The following is an 18,371-nucleotide window of genomic DNA, read 5'->3' as shown; positions in this document are numbered from 1 at the left end:
ATGAAGGCCCCTGTCTCCTGGATCCGGGAGTACGTCGACCTGCCCGCCGACGTGACGACCGAGGACCTCACGGCCCGGCTGACCGCGCTCGGGCTCAAGCTCGAGGCGATCGAGAAGCCCGGCGACCAGATCACCGGTCCGCTCGTCGTCGGCAAGGTGCTCACGATGGAGCCCGAGCCGCAGAAGAACGGCAAGACGATCAACTGGTGCACCGTCGACGTCGGCGACGCCAACGGCACCGGCGAGCCCCAGGGCATCGTCTGCGGCGCCCACAACTTCCAGCCGGGCGACCTGATCGTCGCCGTCCTCCCGGGCGGGGTGCTGCCCGGCAACTTCGAGATCTCCGCCCGCAAGACCTACGGCCACCTCTCGGCCGGCATGATCTGCTCCGCCCGCGAGCTCGGCCTCGGTGAGGACCACGACGGCATCATCGTGCTCCCGGCGGATGCCGGTGCCCCCGGCGACAGCGCGTTCCCGGTGCTCGGCCTGGACGACGAGGTCATCGAGTTCGAGATCAACCCGGACCGCGCGTACGCGCTCTCACTGCGCGGCGTCGCCCGCGAGGCCGCGCTGGCGTACGACGCGCCCTACCGCGACCCGGCCGACCGCTCGGTCCCCGAGCCGAACGGCGCCGGCTACCCGGTCGAGATCGACGACCCCGAAGGCTGCCCTGTCTTCGTCGCCCGCACGGTGACCGGATTCGACCCCGCCGCCCCGTCGCCGGACTGGATGGTGCGGCGCCTGAGCCAGGCCGGGATGCGCCCGATCTCGCTCGCCGTCGACGTCACCAACTACGTGATGCTCGAGATCGGCCGTCCGATCCACGGCTACGACGCGGACAAGCTCACCGGCCCGATCCGGGTCCGGCGGGCCACCGCCGGCGAGCGGCTGACGACCCTCGACGGCACCGATCGTGCGCTCTCGCCCGAGGACCTGGTCGTCACCGACGACTCCGGCATCATCGGCCTCGGCGGCGTCATGGGCGGCGAGACCACGGAGATGTCCGCGACCACGACGTCCGTGCTTGTCGAGGCGGCCCACTGGGACGCCACCTCGATGTTCCGCACCGGCAAGCGCCACAAGCTCACCTCCGAGGCCGGCAAGCGCAACGAGCGCGGCGTCGACCCGGTCGTCACCCAGGCGGCCGCCGACCGCGTGGTCGAGCTGCTCACGACGTACGGCGGGGGCACGGCCGACCCGGGCGTCACGGTCGTCGGCATCCCGCCGCAGCAGGCGCCGATCGAGATGGCCTACGACCTGCCCGAGCGGGTCACCGGCATGCCGATCGACGCCGCCACCACGGTCGCCAACCTCGAGGCCGTCGGCTGCGTGCTCGACAAGCACGACACCACGCTGGTCGCGACGCCGCCGCCGTGGCGTCCGGACCTCAGCGACCCGTTCGACCTCGTCGAGGAGGTCGCCCGGATCGTCGGCTACGACCAGGTGCCCTCCGTGCTGCCCCGTGAGGCCGCCGGCCGCGGGCTCACCCGCGAGCAGCGGCTGCGCCGCCGGGTCGGCCGGATGCTGGCCGGTGCCGGTTGCGTCGAGGTGATCAGCTTCCCGTTCGTCGGCGAGTCCGCGTTCGACGCTCTCGGGCTGCCCGCCGACGACGTGCTGCGCTCGACCGTCCGGCTGGCCAACCCGCTCTCCAGCGAGGAGCCGTCGTACACGACCACGCTGCTGCCGGGGCTGCTCAAGGCGGCCGCCCGCAACATCGGCCGCGGCGCCGGCGGGGTGTCGCTGTTCGAGACCGGCACCGTCGCGTTCCCGGTCGACCGGGGCCCGGCGCCGATCTACGGCGTCGACTGGCGCCCGACCGAGGCGGAGCTCGCCAAGCTGCTCGAGGCGATCCCGGAGCAGCCGCTGCACCTCGCCGTCGTCCTGGCCGGCGAGCGTGAGCGCGCCGGCTGGTGGGGCGAGGGCCGCGCAGCGGGCTGGTCCGACGCGATCGGCATCGTGCGCCGCCTGGGCACCGAGCTCGGCGTCGAGGTCGAGGTCGTGTCGGCCTCGCGTGCGCCGTGGCACCCGGGCCGGTGCGCCCAGGTGCTCGTCGACGGTGTCGAGCTCGGGCACGCCGGCGAGCTGCACCCGAAGGTCTGCCAGGCGTTCGGGCTCCCGCCGCGCAGTGCGGCGGTGGAGGTCGACCTCGACCTGCTGATGCGACGGGCCCGCGACGTGACGCCCGGGCCCGAGTTCTCGACGTACCCGCTCGCGAAGGAGGACGTCGCCCTCGTGGTCGACGCGTCCGTCACGACCGCGGCCGTCGAGGCGGCGCTCCGCGAGGGTGCCGGGGATCTGCTCGAGTCGATCCGGCTCTTCGACCTCTTCACCGGCGAGCAGGTGGGCGAGGGGCGCAAGTCGCTCGCGTTCGCGCTGCGGTTCCGGGCCCCCGACCGCACGCTCACCGAGGAGGAGACGACGGCCGCGCGCGACGCGGCCGTGGCGCTCGCCGCCGAGCGGACCGGTGCCGTCCAGCGCTGACGGACCGAGCGCCCCTCGGCTCACGGTCCTCGACGACGTCACCTGGCGCGGCGAGCCGGTGCCGGGGGAGCGCACCCACGCCCTGCTCCGGAGCCTCGTGGACGCCGGACCGCGCGGCCTGTCGGAGACGGCACTGGTCGAGGAGGTCTGGGGCGACGACGTCCCGGCCAACCCCACCAAGGCCCTCCAGGTCGTCGTGTCCCGGGCCCGGTCCGCGACCAGCGCGGACGCGATCGAGCGGACCGCCCGTGGCTACCGGCTCACCCTGGCCGCCGCCGACGTCGACGCGTGGGCGCTGCGCCCCGAGGGGCTGCGGCTGGCCGCCGCCGGCGACTACGTCGCTGCCCTGCCGCTCCTGGAGCGCGCGGAGCCCGACGACGACGTCGTGGCCGCCCTGCTGCGCTCGGTGGCCGGCGTGCATGGCGTCCCGGCCGCGCTGGACCGCTACGAGGGCTATCGCACCGAGCTCTCCGACCGGCTGGGCATCGACCCGAGCCCCGAGATCCAGGCGCTGTACGCCGAGCTCCTCACCCGCGACCGACCGGTGCGCGAGGGCCTGCTCTACGAGGCGTCGCGGCTGATCGGTCGCGAGGGCGACGTGGTGGCGCTCGAGCAGATGATGCGTGCCTCGCGGGTCACGTCGATCGTGGGCCCGGGCGGCCTCGGCAAGACCCGCCTCGCCCACCTGATGGGTCGGCTGGCCGAGCAACCGGTCGTGCACTTCGTCGAGCTGGCCGGCGTGACCTCGGCAGACGGGGTCGCCGTGGAGGTCGGTGACGTCCTCGGGGTCCGCGAGTCGGTCGCCGCCGGACGTCCGAACGCGGCAGTCACCCGCCGCGTCGACCTGCTGAGCCGGGTCGTCGACCAGGTCGGCACCACCCCGGCCCTGCTGATCCTCGACAACTGCGAGCACCTCGTCGAGGCGGTGGCCGACCTCGTCTCGGTCCTGGTGCAGCGCACCCCGGCGCTGCGCGTGCTGACCACGACGCGCGCGCCGCTCGGCATCGCCGCCGAGCGGGTCTACCTGCTGCCGCAGCTGAGCCTGGACGACGCCGAGGAGCTCTTCCGCGAGCGCGCGACGGCCGCCCGCCCCGGCGTACGCCTCGACGAGGCGGAGGTGCGATCGCTCGTCGCCCGCCTCGACGGCCTGCCCCTCGCCGTCGAGCTCGCCGCTGCCAAGGTGCGGGTCATGTCGGTGGTCGAGATCGAGCGGCGGATCGAGGACCGCTTCACGCTGCTGCGCGGCGGGTCGCGCGACGCGCCCGAGCGTCACCAGACCCTGCTCGCCGTCATCGACTGGAGCTGGAACCTGCTGCGCGACCAGGAGCGCGTCGCCCTGCGGCGGCTCTCGGTCTTCCGCGACGGGTTCTCCTTCGACGGCGCTGAGGCCGTCGTCGGTGACGACGCCCTCGGTGCGCTCGCCAACCTGGTCGACCAGTCGCTGGTGACGGTCGTCGAGGGGGGCGGCGAGCTCCGCTACCGGTTGCTGGAGACGGTGCGCGAGTTCGGCCAGATGCAGCTCGTCGGCGCCGGCGACGACGGCGACACGGTCGAGCGGCTCCGGGACTGGGGCGTCGCGTACGCGCGCCGCTGCGCCGGACGGCTGTTCGGTCCCGAGCAGGTGGACACGATGAACGCCATCCGTGCGGAGGAGGGCAACCTGGTCGACCTGCTCCGTCGGTGCCTGCGCGGCCGGGACGCTGACGCGGTCGTCGTCCTGATGGCCTGCCTCTCGGACTTCTGGACCATCGAGGGCAGCCACCTCAAGGTGGTCAACGTCGCACCCGACGTCGAGGACGTCGTCGCGGACGCGACGATCTCGCCCGAGCTCGAGGACGCGTTCCGCGCGACGCTGGTCGCGATCGCCTTCAACTCGATGATCTTCACCGACTCCGCCGTCGGGCGCGCCTTCGACCGGCTCGAGGCGCTGGGTCCCGGCGATCGGGGCTCCCGCAGCGGGATCTCGGCGACCGTGCTCCTCGCTGCACGGGCGACCGTCGAGGAGGGTCACCTCGATGCGGTCGAGGCCATGTGCGACGACCCGGACCGCCGCGTCGCCCAGCTCGCGCTGCAGTGGTCGAGCCAGTTCCACGAGAACCAGGGCGAGATCAAGGTCGCGCAGGAGCGTGGGCGTCAGGCGCTCGCGCTCACCGACGATGCCGACGGCCCCTGGAGCGCTGCGCTGGTCCGCGCGCAGCTGGCCGGGCTCACGATGCAGGTGGGGGAGATGGCCGAGGCGATGGAGTTCGCGCAGCTCGCCATCCCCACGCTCGACGCGCTCGGTGCCGACGAGGACGTCGCGCAGCTCAAGGCCGTGCTGGCCATGGGAGCCCTGGAGGGCGGCCGGATCGACGAGGCGCAGCGGATCTTCGACGAGATCGAGGCGTCCGACGGCGCCACCGGCATCTTCGGGGCGGCGATCATCCTGCTGTGCGGCCGGCCGGAGCTCGACCTCGCGGCGGGCCGCGTCGAGCAGGGCCTGCGCGGCTACCGGGAGGCGGCGCGAATCCTGTCGTCGCGCAGCTTCCCCGGGCTCGAGGCGAGCGTCGGCTTCGAGCCCTGGACGCTGTACGCCGAGGCCGCGGCGATCGCCGCCCACGTGCACCACCGCCGCCGCGACGAGGTCGAGAGGATGCGGCGCGACCTGCTCGAGAAGTCACCCCGGATCCTCGACGGCGCCATCGGCTTCCTGGACTTCCCGGTCTTCGGGTCCATCCTCTTCGCGCTCGCGCTCTGGGAGCTGTCCGAGGAGCCCGACCCGGCCCGCGCGGCGCGCGCCGTACACCTGCTCGTGTACGCCGACCGCTTCGGCTACAACCGCCAGCTGCCGAGCCTGGCCTGGGAGCCCGGGCTGGCGCTGGCGGAGGCGGCACTGCCGGGGGAGGAGGCGCGCTTCCGCGCCAGCGTCGAGGGCCGCAACGCACCCGAGCTCCGCCCGGAGGTCGGTGACCTCCTGGCGGAGCTCGGGTAACGGCTCAAATTTTGCGGGAGTAGGACCGCACGGCGAGCGGCGCGAAGATCGCGACGACGACCACGCAGCCGAGCAGCGCCCAGGCGACGTGCACCGTGAAGGCGCCGTCGTTGATCAGGTCTCGGCAGGCGGTGACGACCTGTGACACCGGGTTGATGGCGACGAACTTCTGCAGCCACTCGGGCATCGTCTCGGGGTCGGTGAACACGTTGGAGAGGAACGTCAGCGGGAACATGATCATCATCCCGATGCCTTGCACCGCCTGGGCAGACCGAGCGACGGTGCCGAGCCACGCGAACATCCACGACAGCGACCAGCCCGCGAAGATGGTCAGCGCCCAGCCGGCGAGGACACCGGTGACGCCGCCCTGGGGCCGGTAGCCGATCGCCATCCCGGTCAGCAGTGTGAGCGTCGCGGCGATGCCGTAGCGCAGGATGTCGGCGAGCATCGGGCCGGCCAGCGGGACGATGCGGGCGATCGGCAGGGACTTGAACCGGTCGAAGACGCCCTTGTCCATGTCCTCGCGCATCTGGGTGCCGGTCGCCATGCAGGCGGTCAGCGCCGTCTGGGCGAGGATGCCCGGGATCAGCCAGGGCAGGTAGTCCTGGACGGACCCGGCGAGTCCGCCGCCGAAGATGAAGGCGAACATCGCGGTGAAGAGCAGTGGCTGGATCGTGACGTCGAAGAACTGCTCGGGGTTCCGGCGCATCTTCTTCAGCGCGCGCCAGGCCATCGCGAGGCTCTGGTCGACGGTGTCCCGCAGCGTCGGACGGACCGCGATGGTGCGGTCGAGCACCTCGGTCGTCTCGCGATCGGGAAGCAGGGTGGTGCTCATGAGGCCACCTCCAGGGTGGTGTGGGTCTCGTCCTCGGCGCCGTGGCCGGTGATGGCCATGAACACCTCGTCGAGGGTGGGCTTCTGGACGGTCGCGGAGGCGATCGACAGGCCGGACTGACGCAGCGCGATCAGCACGTCCGCGGCCTGGTTGGCGTCGGTGAGGGCGGCGTTCATGCCGCCGGCCTCCGGGGTGAGGACGGGCTCCTCGCCGAGCACGCGGCGTACGACGTCCGCGGCACTGGTCGTGTCGGACGCCTGCTCCATCCGCAGCTGCAGCGTCGAGCTGCCGACCGAGCTCTTCAGCTCGTCCGGGGTGCCCTCTGCGACCTTGATGCCACGGTCGATGACCGCGATGCGGTCCGCGAGCTGGTCGGCCTCGTCGAGGTACTGCGTGGTGAGCAGGACGGTGCTCCCGCCGCGGACCAGCTCACGGATGGTGTCCCACATCTGGCCGCGGGTGCGCGGGTCGAGCCCGGTGGTCGGCTCGTCGAGGAAGATCAGCGGCGGCTGCGAGATCAGGCTGGCTGCGAGGTCCAACCGGCGGCGCATGCCGCCGGAGAAGGTCGAGATCTGCTTGTCGCGGGCCTCGGTGAGCCCGAAGCGCTCGAGCAGGTCGGCCGCGGTCGCCTTCGCCCGGGAGGACGCGAGGCCCTGGAGCCGGCCGAAGAGCCAGAGGTTCTCGTAGCCGGTGAGGTTCTCGTCGACCGAGGCGTACTGCCCGGTCACGCCGACGAGCTGACGGATCATGTGAGGGTGGCGGCGTACGTCGACGCCGAAGATGCTGGCCTCGCCGCCGTCCATCGGCAGCAGGGTGGCGAGCATCTTGAGGGTGGTGGTCTTGCCCGCGCCGTTGGGGCCGAGCACGCCGAAGACCTCGCCGCGACGCACCTCGAGGTCGATCCCGTCGACCGCTCGGAAGTCCGCGAAGGTCTTGACCAGCCCGGAGGCCGCGACGGCCAGGTCGGTGTCAAGAACTTGTGTCATGCCCTCATCGTGAGGAGCCGCGGTTTCGCATCGCCTTCACATCGGTTTCAGCAGCCCCGACGGTTGAGGTGCGAGCGGAGCGAGCCTCGAAGCCATCAGGTGATCGGCTGGTTCACCGCGAGCCGGAAGAGGTCGTAGACGTCGCGCGCGCCCGTCACCCGGACGTCGCTGTCGTCGCCCCGCCGCCACAGCCAGGCGTCGAGCGCGGCGGCCGGGCCACTCACCACGGCGTCGGCCTCGGACTCCGGCGCCGGTACGACGCGGATGTCGTCGAGGTCGTGGTGCTCGCCGTCGGGGTCGGTGCCGGTGAACCTGCCCAGCTGCACCCAGACCGACTCGTCCTGGTCGGTGACGTCGATGCGCACGAAGTGGGGGAGCGGCGCGAACGCGCCCCACGGCGGGGCACCCCCGAACATGATGTCGAGGCACTCGTCGACGCCGTCGGTGGCCAGCACCGGGTCGAGCGCGGTCACCTGGCCGGCGGTCTGCTCGGCGTCCAGCCGGTGGATCAGCGCCTCGTGCGCCTGTCGGCGGTAGGTGAACCCGACGGTCTGCTCGGTCGACCAGCTCCAGGCCGGCTCGGCGGGGTCGGCGGCGCGCAGCTCCGAGACCAGCAGCGCCGAGTACTCGTCGTACGCCGCCAGCAGGCCGTCGTACGACGCCGGGCGCTCGGGGCCGGCGACCTCGTCGTCATCGTCGCCCTCGGGCGGTGCGGGACGGGTGCGGATCGTGGTGCCCCAGAACCACTGCACGCGGGCGAGGTGCCAGAGCAGGTCGGCCGCGGTCCAGTCGGGGCACCCCGGCACCCGCGCGTCGGGGTCGCAGTCGGCCAGCACCTCACGGAAGCGCGCCGAGTCGCTCTCGAGGTGGCGGAGGTAGTCGGCGAAGTCGAGTCTCGTCATGATGGGGCCAACGTAGCCACGGGGCCGGACCCGGTGCACCTGACTTACGGACCCCGGTGCAAATGAACATGCAAGGATGTGTATAGTCATGCACATGACCAGGAAGCGTGTGGCCGTCGCCGGAGCCAGCGGGTACGCCGGAGGTGAGCTGCTGCGCCTTCTCCTCGCCCATCCGGACGTCGAGATCGGCGCCCTCACCGGGGCGTCGAACGCCGGTCAGCCGCTCGGTGCCCTGCAGCCGCACCTCGTGCCCCTGGCCGACAGGGTGCTCGAGGAGACGACCGTCGAAACCCTCGCCGGTCACGATGTGGTGTTCCTCGCGTTGCCGCACGGCCAGTCAGGCGCCGTGGCCGCCGAGCTCGGCGACCAGTCCGTCGTGATCGACTGCGGCGCCGACTTCCGGCTCGCCGATCCCGCAGCCTGGGCGAAGTTCTACGGCGGCGAGCACGCCGGCACCTGGCCCTACGGCCTGCCCGAGCTCCCCGGCCAGCGCGACCTGCTGCGCGGCGCGACCCGCGTCGCCGTCCCCGGCTGCTACCCGACCATCTCGAGCCTGACGCTGGCCCCGGCCGTCGCGGCCGGGATCATCGAGCCCGACGTCACCGTGGTCGCCGCCTCCGGCACCAGCGGCGCCGGCAAGGCCGCCAAGCCGCACCTGCTCGGCAGCGAGGTCATGGGCAACGCCAGCGCGTACGGCGTCGGCGGCGTCCACCGGCACACCCCCGAGATCACCCAGAACCTCTCGAAGCTCGTCGAGGGCACCGTCGCGGTCAGCTTCACGCCGCTCCTCGTGCCGATGCCGCGCGGCATCCTCGCGACCTGCTCGGCGAGGCTCACGTCCGACCTCTCGGCCGACGAGGCCTACGACGTCTACGCCAAGGCGTACGCCGACGAGCCGTTCATCCACCTGCTGCCGCAGGGCCAGTGGCCCCAGACCAAGTCGGTGATGGGCTCCAACGCGGTCCACCTCCAGGTCACGGTCGACGAGGACGCGCGACGACTCGTCGCCGTCGGTGCCGTGGACAACCTGTCCAAGGGCACCGCCGGCGCTGCCGTCCAGTGCATGAACCTCGCGCTCGGCCTCGACGAAGGCCTGGGCCTCACGACCGTAGGAATCGCCCCATGATCACCGCCCCCGCAGGTTTCCGGGCCGCCGGCGTCGCCGCCGGCCTCAAGTCCACCGGCGCCAAGGACGTCGCGCTCGTCGTCAACGACGGGCCGACCTACGACTCCGCCAGCGTCTTCACCGCCAACCGCTGCAAGGCCAACCCCGTGCTCTGGAGCCAGGAGGTCGTCAAGGACGGCACCGTCCGCGCGGTCTTCCTCAACTCCGGTGGTGCCAACTGCTACACCGGCCCCGAGGGCTTCCAGACGACGCACGCGGTCGCGGAGACCGTCGCCGACAGGCTGGGCATCGGCGCGCTCGACGTCGTCGTCTGCTCGACCGGCCTGATCGGCCTCACCAACAGCCGTGAGCAGGTGCTCGCCGGCGCGACCGCGGCGTACGACGTCCTCGCGACCGACGGCGGCCAGCAGGCCGCCGAGGCGATCATGACCACCGACTCGGTCAGCAAGCAGGTCGTCGTCGAGGGCGCCGGCTGGTCGATCGGCGGGATGGCGAAGGGCGCCGGCATGCTCGCACCCCAGCTCGCCACCATGCTCGTCGTGCTCACCACCGACGCCGTGGTGCCGGCCGCCGACCTCGACACCGCCCTCAGGGCGGCCACCCGGGTCAGCTTCGACCGGCTCGACTCCGACGGCTGCATGTCCACCAACGACACGGTCACGGTCCTGGCCAGCGGCGCCAGCGGCATCACCCCGTCGCTGCCGGACTTCACCGAGGCGCTCACCCAGGCCTGCACCGACCTCGCGATGCAGCTGCTGCGCGACGCCGAGGGTGCCGACCACGAGATCGCGATCACCGTGCTCAACGCGGCGACCGAGGACGAGGCGGTCGAGGTCGGCCGCAGCGTCGCCCGCTCCAACCTCTTCAAGGCAGCGGTCTTCGGCAACGACCCCAACTGGGGGCGCGTCCTCGCCAGCATCGGTACGACGCAGGCCGCCTTCGACCCGGCCGACCTCGACGTCGCCATGAACGGCGTCTGGGTCTGCAAGCAGTCGACCCCGCACGCCGACCCCGAGACCGTCGACCTGAAGCCCCGCGAGGTGAGCGTGACCATCGACCTCAAGGCCGGCTCCGAGCGGGCGACCGTCTGGACCAACGACCTGACCCACGCCTACGTCCACGAGAACAGCGCGTACTCCTCATGAGCATCGAACACATCCACCACGACCCGTCCAAGCCCGACCCGGCGAAGGCCCGCACGCTCGCGGCCGCGCTGCCGTGGCTGAAGAAGTACCACGGCAAGATCGTCGTGGTGAAGTACGGCGGCAACGCCATGACCGACGACACCCTGAAGCGTGCCTTCGCCGAGGACATCGCCTTCCTGCGGTTCGCCGGCTTCAAGCCGGTCGTCGTGCACGGCGGCGGCCCGCAGATCTCGACCATGCTCGACCGGCTCGGCATCGAGTCCGAGTTCCGCGGCGGCCTGCGCGTCACCACCCCCGAGGCGATGGACGTCGTCCGCATGGTGCTCGTCGGCCAGGTCCAGCGCGAGCTCGTCGGTCTCATCAACGAGCACGGTCCGCTGGCGGTCGGCTGCTCCGGTGAGGACGCCGGCCTGTTCACGGCCGAGCCGACCAACACGGTCGTCGACGGCGAGGAGGTCGACCTCGGCCTCGTCGGCGAGGTCAAGCACGTCCGCCCCGAGTCGGTCCTCGACCTCATCGAGGCCGGCCGGATCCCGGTCGTCTCCAGCGTGGCCCCCGACGTCCACGGCCGCGTCCACAACGTCAACGCCGACTCCGCCGCCGCGTCGCTCGCGGTGGCCCTGAAGGCCGAGAAGCTGCTCGTCCTCACCGACGTCGAAGGCCTCTACCTCGACTGGCCGGACTCCGACGACGTCATCGGCGAGATCGGCCCGGAGGCGCTCGCCGAGATCATCCCGACGCTCGCCTCCGGGATGATCCCGAAGATGAACGCCTGCCTCCAGGCGGTCCAGGGCGGCGTACCCCGCGCGACCGTCGTCGACGGCCGCGAGGAGCACGCCGTGCTGCTCGAGCTGTTCACCAAGGAAGGCGTCGGCACCCAGGTCCTGCCCGGCGTCGACACGAAGACCCGGAAGGCGAGGGACTCCCAGTGAGCGACTACGCAGAGCGGTACGCCGCCAGCGTGATGAACACCTTCGGCCCGCCGAAGCTGGTTCTCGCCCGCGGTGAGGGCGCGCACGTCTGGGACACCGACGGCAAGGAGTACGTCGACCTCCTCGGCGGCATCGCCGTCAACGCCCTCGGCCACGCCCACCCGGCCATCGTCGACGCCGTGACGAGCCAGCTGGGCACCCTCGGACACATCTCCAACTTCTTCACCAGCGCGCCGCAGGTCGAGCTGGCGGAGAAGCTGCTGACCCTGCTCGGCCTGGAGCCGGGGGAGGGCAAGGTGTTCTTCACCAACTCCGGCACCGAGGCCAACGAGGCCGCGTTCAAGCTGACCCGCCGCACCGGCCGCACGCACGTCGTCGTCGCCGAGGGCAGCTTCCACGGCCGCACGATGGGCGCCCTGGCGCTGACCTCCAAGGAGGCCTACCGCACGCCGTTCGAGCCCCTGCCCGGCGACGTCACCTTCGTCCCGTACGGCGACGCCGACGCGCTCGCCGCCGCCGTCACCGACGAGACCGCCGCGATCCTGCTCGAGCCGATCCAGGGCGAGGCCGGTGTCGTCGTGCCTCCCGAGGACTACCTCGCCGCGGCCCGCGCGGTCGCCGACGAGCACGGCGCGCTGCTCTGGCTCGACGAGATCCAGTCGGGCATGGGGCGCACGGGCGCCTGGTTCGCGCACCTGGGGACCGGCGTGCGGCCCGATGTCGTCACCGTCGCCAAGGGCCTTGGCGGCGGGTTCCCGATCGGCGCGTGCATCGGCCTGGGCGACGCGGGCACACTGCTCGAGCCCGGCAACCACGGCACCACGTTCGGCGGCAACCCGGTCGCCTGCGCGGCCGCGCTCGCCGTCATCCGCACCATCGAGGACGAGGACCTGCTGGAGCACGTCACCGTGCTCGGCCAGAAGCTCCGCGACGGCCTTGCCGTCGACCCGCGCGTCACCGAGGTCCGGGGCGACGGGCTCTTCGTCGGCCTGGAGCTGGCCGCCGACGTGTCCGCCGAGGTCGCGGCCGCGGCCCTGGAGGCCGGGTTCATCGTCAACAACGCCACCCCGCGACGGATCCGGCTCGCACCGCCGCTCGTGCTGACCGAGGACGACGTCAACGCGTTCCTCGAGGCCTGGCCCAAGATCCTCGACGAGGCGATGGCATGAACGCCCAGCTCAGGCACTTCCTCGCCGACGACGACCTGACCCCGGCCGAGCAGGCGCAGGTCCTCGCGCTCGCGGCCGAGCTCAAGCACGCGCCGTACGACGCGAAGCCGCTGGCCGGTCCGCGCACGGTCGCGATGATCTTCGACAAGCAGACGCTGCGCACCCAGGCGTCCTTCGCGGCCGGCATCGCCGAGCTCGGAGGCTTCCCCATGCTGGTGGACGGCGCGCTCGCCGGCATCGGCGTCCGGGAGTCCGTGCACGACGTCGCCCGCGTCCTCGGTCGCCAGGCCTCGATGATCGTGTGGCGCACCTACGCGCAGGCCCACCTCGAGGAGATGGCCGAGCACTCCGGCGTCCCGGTGGTCAACGCGCTCACGGATGACTTCCACCCCTGCCAGCTGCTCGCGGACCTGCTCACCATCCAGGAGCACAAGCAGCAGCTCGCCGGCCTCACCGTCGCGTTCGTCGGCGACGGCGCCTGCAACATGGGCAACTCCTGGCTGCTCGCCGGCGCCACCGCCGGGATGCACGTCCGCGTCAGCTCGCCCGAGGGCTACGCGCCCGACGCCACGATGGTCGACCGGGCCTCGGCGATCGCCGCGACCACGGGCGGGTCGGCCGTGCTCGAGCCCGACCCGGTCGCGGCCGTGACCGGCGCCGACGCCGTCGTCACCGACACCTGGATCTCGATGGGCAAGGAGGACGAGGCCGCGGCCCGCGCCGAGGTCTTCGCGCCGTACTCCCTGACGACGACGCTCTTCGAGCAGGCCAAGCCCGACGCGATCGCCATGCACTGCCTGCCGGCGTACCGCGGCAAGGAGATCGATGCCGAGGTGCTGGACGGGCCGCAGAGCGTCGTCTGGGACGAGGCCGAGAACAGGCGGCACGCCCAGAAGGCGATCCTGGCCTTCCTGGCCGAGGAGCTGCGATGAACACCGCCCTCCGCCCCACGACCAAGAACGCCCGCCACCAGCGGATCGTCGAGATCGTCACCCAGCACGAGGTGCGCTCCCAGGGCGACCTCGCCGACCTCCTCGCCGAGAGCGGCCTGCGCGTCACCCAGGCCACCCTGTCGCGCGACCTGGTCGAGCTCGACGCCGTCAAGGTCCGTACGGCGTCCGGCGCGCTCGTCTACGCCGTCCCCGCCGAGGGCGGCGACCGACGACCCGCGGCGCCGGGGGAGACCGCTGCTGCAGCGGCCCGGCTGGCCCGGCTGTGCGGTGAGCTGCTCGTCAGCGCCGACGCCAGCGCCAACCTGGTCGTGCTGCGCACCCCGCCCGGCGCCGCCCAGTTCCTGGCCTCCGCCTTCGACAAGGCAGAGTTCCCCGAGGTCCTCGGCACCATCGCCGGCGACGACACCGTCCTCGTGATCGGCCGGGAGCCCAGCGGGGGCGACGACCTCGCCCGGCGGTTCCTCGCCCTCGCCGACACCCACCACCAGAAGGAAGATTCCCCGTGAGCAAGGTCCTGACGTCCCTCCCCGTCGGCGAACGCGTCGGCATCGCGTTCTCGGGAGGGCTCGACACGTCGGTCGCCGTGGCCTGGATGCGGTCCAAGGGCGCCGTGCCCTGCACCTACACCGCCGACATCGGCCAGTACGACGAGCCCGACATCAGCGGCGTCCCGGACCGTGCGGTCCAGTACGGCGCGGAGATCGCCCGCGCGGTCGACTGCCGCCGCCCGCTCGTCGAGGAGGGCCTGGCCGCGATCGCGTGCGGTGCCTTCCACATCCGCTCCGGCGCGCGCATCTACTTCAACACCACGCCGCTCGGCCGCGCCGTGACCGGCACGATGCTGGTGCGTGCGATGCACGAGGACGGCGTCGACATCTGGGGCGACGGCTCGACGTTCAAGGGCAACGACATCGAGCGGTTCTACCGCTACGGCCTGCTGGCCAACCCGGACCTGCGGATCTACAAGCCGTGGCTCGACGCCGACTTCGTCACCGAGCTCGGCGGGCGCCACGAGATGAGCCAGTGGCTCACCGACAACAACCTGCCCTACCGCGACAGCCAGGAGAAGGCGTACTCCACGGACGCCAACATCTGGGGCGCCACCCACGAGGCCAAGACGCTCGAGCACCTCGACGTGTCGCTCGAGACCGTCGAGCCGATCATGGGCGTGAAGTTCTGGGACCCCAACGTCGCCATCGACACCGAGGACGTCACCGTCCGCTTCGAGCAGGGCCGCCCGGTCGCGATCAACGGCGTCCGCTACGACGACCCGGTCGCGCTCGTCCACGAGGCCAACCTGATCGGCGGCCGGCACGGCCTGGGCATGTCCGACCAGATCGAGAACCGCATCATCGAGGCCAAGTCCCGCGGCATCTACGAGGCGCCGGCGATGGCCTTGCTGTGGACGTCGTACGAGCGCCTGCTCAACGCGATCCACAACGAGGACACGATCGCCAACTACCACGCCCAGGGCCGCCAGCTCGGCCGGCTGCTCTACGAGGGCCGCTGGCTGGACCCGCAGGCCCTGATGATCCGCGAGTCGATCCAGCGCTGGATCGCCTCGCTCGTCACCGGCGAGGTGACGCTGCGGCTGCGCCGCGGCGAGGACTACACCGTCCTGCGCACCGACGGCTCGAACTTCTCCTACCACCCCGACAAGCTCTCGATGGAGCGCACCGAGAACGCCGCCTTCGGCCCCAACGACCGGATCGGCCAGCTCACGATGCGCAACCTCGACATCGCGGACTCGCGCTGGAAGCTCGAGGCGTACGCCGCGCAGCCGCTCGACCAGGGCCAGGTTCTCGTCGAGAACGGCACCCTCTTCGGCGAGATCGAGGCCGGAGGAGCAGACCGGATCGCCCGCAACCCGGCCGCCCAGCAGGAGGCCGGCGAGGACGAGGCCCTCGACTACGCCGCCATGGAGTTCGGCACCGACTGATGGGCGGACGCGTCGTACGGCACCGCACCACCGCGCGGGTGCTGCCCGTGAACGGCGCCGGCGAGGTCCTGCTGCTCCACGGGTGGGACCCGGCCGCGCCGGACGTGACGTACTGGTTCAGCATCGGCGGCGGTGCCGACCACGACGAACCGCTCACCCACGCCGCGGCCCGCGAGATGCGCGAGGAGACCGGGATCGAGGTCTCGCCCGACGAGCTGGGAGAACCGGTCGGCCACGAGATCGCCGAGTTCGACTGGGGCTTCTGGCACCTCGTGCAGGACCAGACGTTCTACGCGCTCCGCCTCGACGACGCCGGCGGCCTGCACTTCGACGGCCTCGAGCCGATCGAGCGCGGGACCATCGACCAGGCGGCCTGGTGGTCCGCCGACGCGCTCGACGCCGACGGCACCGCCGCCAACGACAACCTGACGACGATGATGAGAGCCGCAGTGCGGCAGATCCTGGGAGTGGCATGAGCGAGAACAACGCCGGCGGCACCAACACCGGCAAGCTGTGGGGCGGGCGCTTCGCGGGCGGCCCGTCGCCCGAGCTCGACGCGCTCTCGCGCTCGACCCACTTCGACTGGCGGCTCACGCCGTACGACCTCGCGGGCTCGCGTGCCCACGCCAACGCCCTGCACCGGGCCGGCCTGCTCACCGACGCCGACCACGTCGAGCTGCTGCGCGGCCTCGACGTCCTGGGCCAGCGGTACGCGGCCGGCGAGCTGCACCCCGACCCTTCGGACGAGGACGTCCACGGTGCTCTCGAGCGGCTCCTGGTCGAGGAGGTCGGTGCCGAGGTCGGTGGCCGCCTCCGCGCCGGCCGCAGCCGCAACGACCAGATCGCCACGCTGTTCAAGGTCTTCCTGCGCGACCACGCGGCGGAGATCGCCGAGCGGGTCCTCGACCTCGTCGACGCCCTCACCGTCCAGGCCCGCGACCACCTCGACGTCGTGATGCCCGGCCGCACCCATCTCCAGCACGCCCAACCGGTGCTGCTCTCGCACCACCTGCTCGCCCACGCCTGGCCGCTGCTGCGCGACGTCGGCCGGCTCCGCGACTGGGACGCCCGGGTGGCCGCCGACTCGCCGTACGGCGCTGGCGCGCTCGCCGGCTCCAGTCTCGGCCTCGACCCGGAGGGTGTCGCCGCCGAGCTCGGCTTCACCGGCTCGACCGCCAACTCGATCGACGGCACCGCGGCTCGCGACTTCGTCGCCGAGTTCGCCTTCGTCACCGCGCAGATCGGCGTCGACGTCAGCCGGTTCGCCGAGGAGGTCATCCTCTGGTCGACCCGCGAGTTCGACTTCGTGACGCTGCACGACTCCTGGTCGACGGGGTCGAGCATCATGCCCCAGAAGAAGAACCCCGACATCGCCGAGCTCGCGCGCGGCAAGGCCGGTCGCCTGATCGGCAACCTGGCCGGCCTGTTGGCCACCCTCAAGGCGCTCCCGCTCGCCTACAACCGCGACCTCCAGGAGGACAAGGAGCCGGTCTTCGACTCCGTCGACACCCTCGAGGTCCTGCTCCCCGCGTTCACCGGCATGGTCGCCAGCCTCACGTTCAACAGCGCCCGGATGACCGAGCTCGCTCCGCAGGGCTTCTCGCTCGCCACCGACATCGCCGAGTGGCTGGTGCGCGAGGGCGTCCCGTTCCGCGTCGCCCACGAGGTCGCGGGCGCCTGCGTCCGCCGCTGCGAGGAGCTCGGCATCGAGCTCGACGAGCTCAGCGACGAGCAGTTCGCCGAGATCTCGCCGTCCCTCACTCCCGCGGTCCGCGAGGTCCTGACGATCGAGGGGTCGGTCGCGTCCCGCGTCGGTCGCGGCGGCACCGCCCCGCAGCGGGTGCGCGACCAGCTGTCCGAGCTGACGACCGTCGTCGAGGCACATCGGGCACGGCTTGCCTGATCTTTCGGGCCCCGTCCTCGAGGAGGCGCCTCGCCTCCTCGGCGCCGTGCTGCGCCGGGGAGAGGTGGCCGTCCGGATCACCGAGGTCGAGGCGTACGACGGACCCGACGACCCGGGCTCGCACGCGTTCCGCGGGATGACACGTCGCAACGCCGTCATGTTCGGCCCGGCCGGCCGGCTCTACTGCTACTTCACCTACGGCATGCACGTGTGCTGCAACGTCGTCTGCGGTCCCGAGGGCCGGCCCAGCGCCGTCCTGCTCCGCGCCGGCGAGGTCGTCGAGGGCATCGAGCTGGCCCGGGAGCGCCGTCCCGGCGCCTCCGACCGCGACCTCGCTCGAGGCCCGGCGCGTCTGTGCAAGGCGCTCGGCATCACCCTCGAGGACGACGGCGTCGACCTGACCGCGGGTCCCGTCCGGCTCACGCTCGGAGACGCCGTCGACGACGTCTCGACGGGGCCGCGCGTCGGTCTCCGCGCCGCAGCTGAGCGGCCCTGGCGGTTCTGGATCACGGGGGAGCGGAGCGTGTCCGCCTACCGTCCGGCGCCACCCCTGCGCCCCCGATCGTGACCCGATTTTGGCTTCGTCGTCACCCGCTGCTAACGTTCTTCTTGTCGTCGCGAGCGACGCCCTCGGGCCGCAAGGCCACACCGAAGGGTCTTGTCGCGCGCCCGGCACCAGTGAGGATCGGCCCCCGAGTTGACGGGGTGGATCGGAACCGGTAAGTTTTTGCAGGTTGCCCCGGAGGCGGCCCCGAACAGGGTCTACTTCGGTGTGCGTGTGATGTTTGAGAACTCAACAGTGTGTCATAGTCGACGAATTAGTTTGTTATGCCCCGTCTTCTGTGAAGCCCCTTGGGGTGGATCGGTTGAACGGTTTCTTTGACAATGATTCTGACAATTTTGTCAGTGTCGTCTGTCAGGCATCTCTTTTTCCGCATCTGGCTTCGGTTGGGTGTGGGTGTTGTTTTCAACGGAGAGTTTGATCCTGGCTCAGGACGAACGCTGGCGGCGTGCTTAACACATGCAAGT

Annotated in this window: 15 protein-coding genes and 1 rRNA gene; 13 read left to right on the top strand and 3 right to left on the bottom strand. The window is 71.8% G+C overall.

The features are described from left to right. Complete coding sequence (gene pheT / locus ACFPYL_RS17485; RefSeq protein WP_379157097.1) at positions 1-2,481, top strand: phenylalanine--tRNA ligase subunit beta; 2,481 nt, start codon at positions 1-3, stop codon at positions 2,479-2,481. Then, positions 2,465-5,452, top strand: a complete 2,988-nt coding sequence (locus tag ACFPYL_RS17480) for an ATP-binding protein (protein WP_379157094.1) — start codon at positions 2,465-2,467, stop codon at positions 5,450-5,452. Before pheT ends, ACFPYL_RS17480 begins: the two co-directional genes overlap by 17 nt. A 4-nt stretch (positions 5,453-5,456) precedes the next feature. Here ACFPYL_RS17480 and ACFPYL_RS17475 read toward each other — a convergent pair whose 3' ends face one another. From ACFPYL_RS17475 to ACFPYL_RS17465, 3 genes are all read right to left on the bottom strand, one after another. Further along, the gene (locus tag ACFPYL_RS17475; protein ID WP_379157092.1) at positions 5,457-6,287 is read right to left on the bottom strand and encodes an ABC transporter permease; all 831 of its coding nucleotides are present in this window, start codon (positions 6,285-6,287) and stop codon (positions 5,457-5,459) included. Next, complete coding sequence (locus tag ACFPYL_RS17470; RefSeq protein ID WP_379157089.1) at positions 6,284-7,273, bottom strand: ATP-binding cassette domain-containing protein; 990 nt, start codon at positions 7,271-7,273, stop codon at positions 6,284-6,286. Before ACFPYL_RS17470 ends, ACFPYL_RS17475 begins: the two co-directional genes overlap by 4 nt. Before the next feature lie 95 nt (positions 7,274-7,368). After that, positions 7,369-8,175 (bottom strand): maleylpyruvate isomerase N-terminal domain-containing protein, encoded by an 807-nt coding sequence (locus ACFPYL_RS17465; protein WP_379157087.1) that lies wholly within the window; start codon positions 8,173-8,175, stop codon positions 7,369-7,371. A gap of 88 nt (positions 8,176-8,263) precedes the next feature. Here ACFPYL_RS17465 and argC point away from each other — a divergent pair, with 88 nt between their 5' ends. The 11 genes from argC to ACFPYL_RS17410 all read left to right on the top strand — a co-directional run. Next, positions 8,264-9,301 carry an N-acetyl-gamma-glutamyl-phosphate reductase gene (gene argC / locus ACFPYL_RS17460; protein WP_379157084.1) on the top strand — a complete coding sequence of 346 codons (1,038 nt, stop codon included), beginning with the start codon at positions 8,264-8,266 and terminating at the stop codon, positions 9,299-9,301. Then, positions 9,298-10,446, top strand: coding sequence for a bifunctional glutamate N-acetyltransferase/amino-acid acetyltransferase ArgJ (gene argJ, locus ACFPYL_RS17455; protein WP_379157081.1), 1,149 nt, complete (start codon positions 9,298-9,300; stop codon positions 10,444-10,446). Before argC ends, argJ begins: the two co-directional genes overlap by 4 nt. Continuing rightward, on the top strand, positions 10,443-11,378 hold the full coding sequence (argB, locus tag ACFPYL_RS17450) for an acetylglutamate kinase (RefSeq protein ID WP_379157078.1): 936 nt from the start codon (positions 10,443-10,445) through the stop codon (positions 11,376-11,378). Before argJ ends, argB begins: the two co-directional genes overlap by 4 nt. Then, positions 11,375-12,547: an acetylornithine transaminase gene (locus ACFPYL_RS17445; RefSeq protein ID WP_379157075.1), complete on the top strand. Its 1,173-nt coding sequence runs from the start codon at positions 11,375-11,377 to the stop codon at positions 12,545-12,547. Before argB ends, ACFPYL_RS17445 begins: the two co-directional genes overlap by 4 nt. After that, positions 12,544-13,479 (top strand): ornithine carbamoyltransferase, encoded by a 936-nt coding sequence (gene argF / locus ACFPYL_RS17440; protein WP_379157072.1) that lies wholly within the window; start codon positions 12,544-12,546, stop codon positions 13,477-13,479. Before ACFPYL_RS17445 ends, argF begins: the two co-directional genes overlap by 4 nt. Next, positions 13,476-14,006 carry an arginine repressor gene (locus tag ACFPYL_RS17435; RefSeq protein WP_379157069.1) on the top strand — a complete coding sequence of 177 codons (531 nt, stop codon included), beginning with the start codon at positions 13,476-13,478 and terminating at the stop codon, positions 14,004-14,006. The genes argF and ACFPYL_RS17435 overlap by 4 nt, the downstream gene beginning before the upstream one ends. Further along, on the top strand, positions 14,003-15,439 hold the full coding sequence (argG, locus tag ACFPYL_RS17430) for an argininosuccinate synthase (RefSeq protein WP_379157065.1): 1,437 nt from the start codon (positions 14,003-14,005) through the stop codon (positions 15,437-15,439). Before ACFPYL_RS17435 ends, argG begins: the two co-directional genes overlap by 4 nt. Further along, positions 15,439-15,915: an NUDIX hydrolase gene (locus ACFPYL_RS17425; RefSeq protein ID WP_379157062.1), complete on the top strand. Its 477-nt coding sequence runs from the start codon at positions 15,439-15,441 to the stop codon at positions 15,913-15,915. Before argG ends, ACFPYL_RS17425 begins: the two co-directional genes overlap by 1 nt. Further along, positions 15,912-17,342: an argininosuccinate lyase gene (argH, locus tag ACFPYL_RS17420; protein ID WP_379157059.1), complete on the top strand. Its 1,431-nt coding sequence runs from the start codon at positions 15,912-15,914 to the stop codon at positions 17,340-17,342. Before ACFPYL_RS17425 ends, argH begins: the two co-directional genes overlap by 4 nt. Then, positions 17,335-17,910 (top strand): DNA-3-methyladenine glycosylase, encoded by a 576-nt coding sequence (locus ACFPYL_RS17415; protein WP_379157057.1) that lies wholly within the window; start codon positions 17,335-17,337, stop codon positions 17,908-17,910. The genes argH and ACFPYL_RS17415 overlap by 8 nt, the downstream gene beginning before the upstream one ends. Positions 17,911-18,309: 399 nt before the next feature. After that, positions 18,310-18,371, top strand: a 16S ribosomal RNA gene (locus tag ACFPYL_RS17410); the annotation flags it as partial.

It is taken from the genome of Nocardioides hankookensis, from assembly GCF_042658885.1.
GTDB lineage: Bacteria > Actinomycetota > Actinomycetes > Propionibacteriales > Nocardioidaceae > Nocardioides > Nocardioides hankookensis.
This window is presented reverse-complemented; position numbering and strand designations above follow the sequence as displayed.

Bases quoted from the DNA above. Each gene is read 5' to 3' on its own strand.
- pheT (WP_379157097.1), top strand. From the start codon at position 1: ATGAAGGCCCCTGTCTCCTGGATCCGGGAGTACGTCGACCTGCCCGCC.
- ACFPYL_RS17475 (WP_379157092.1), bottom strand. From the start codon at position 6,287: ATGAGCACCACCCTGCTTCCCGATCGCGAGACGACCGAGGTGCTCGAC.
- ACFPYL_RS17470 (WP_379157089.1), bottom strand. From the start codon at position 7,273: ATGACACAAGTTCTTGACACCGACCTGGCCGTCGCGGCCTCCGGGCTG.
- ACFPYL_RS17465 (WP_379157087.1), bottom strand. From the start codon at position 8,175: ATGACGAGACTCGACTTCGCCGACTACCTCCGCCACCTCGAGAGCGAC.
- argC (WP_379157084.1), top strand. From the start codon at position 8,264: ATGCACATGACCAGGAAGCGTGTGGCCGTCGCCGGAGCCAGCGGGTAC.
- argJ (WP_379157081.1), top strand. From the start codon at position 9,298: ATGATCACCGCCCCCGCAGGTTTCCGGGCCGCCGGCGTCGCCGCCGGC.
- argB (WP_379157078.1), top strand. From the start codon at position 10,443: ATGAGCATCGAACACATCCACCACGACCCGTCCAAGCCCGACCCGGCG.
- argF (WP_379157072.1), top strand. From the start codon at position 12,544: ATGAACGCCCAGCTCAGGCACTTCCTCGCCGACGACGACCTGACCCCG.
- ACFPYL_RS17435 (WP_379157069.1), top strand. From the start codon at position 13,476: ATGAACACCGCCCTCCGCCCCACGACCAAGAACGCCCGCCACCAGCGG.
- ACFPYL_RS17425 (WP_379157062.1), top strand. From the start codon at position 15,439: ATGGGCGGACGCGTCGTACGGCACCGCACCACCGCGCGGGTGCTGCCC.
- argH (WP_379157059.1), top strand. From the start codon at position 15,912: ATGAGCGAGAACAACGCCGGCGGCACCAACACCGGCAAGCTGTGGGGC.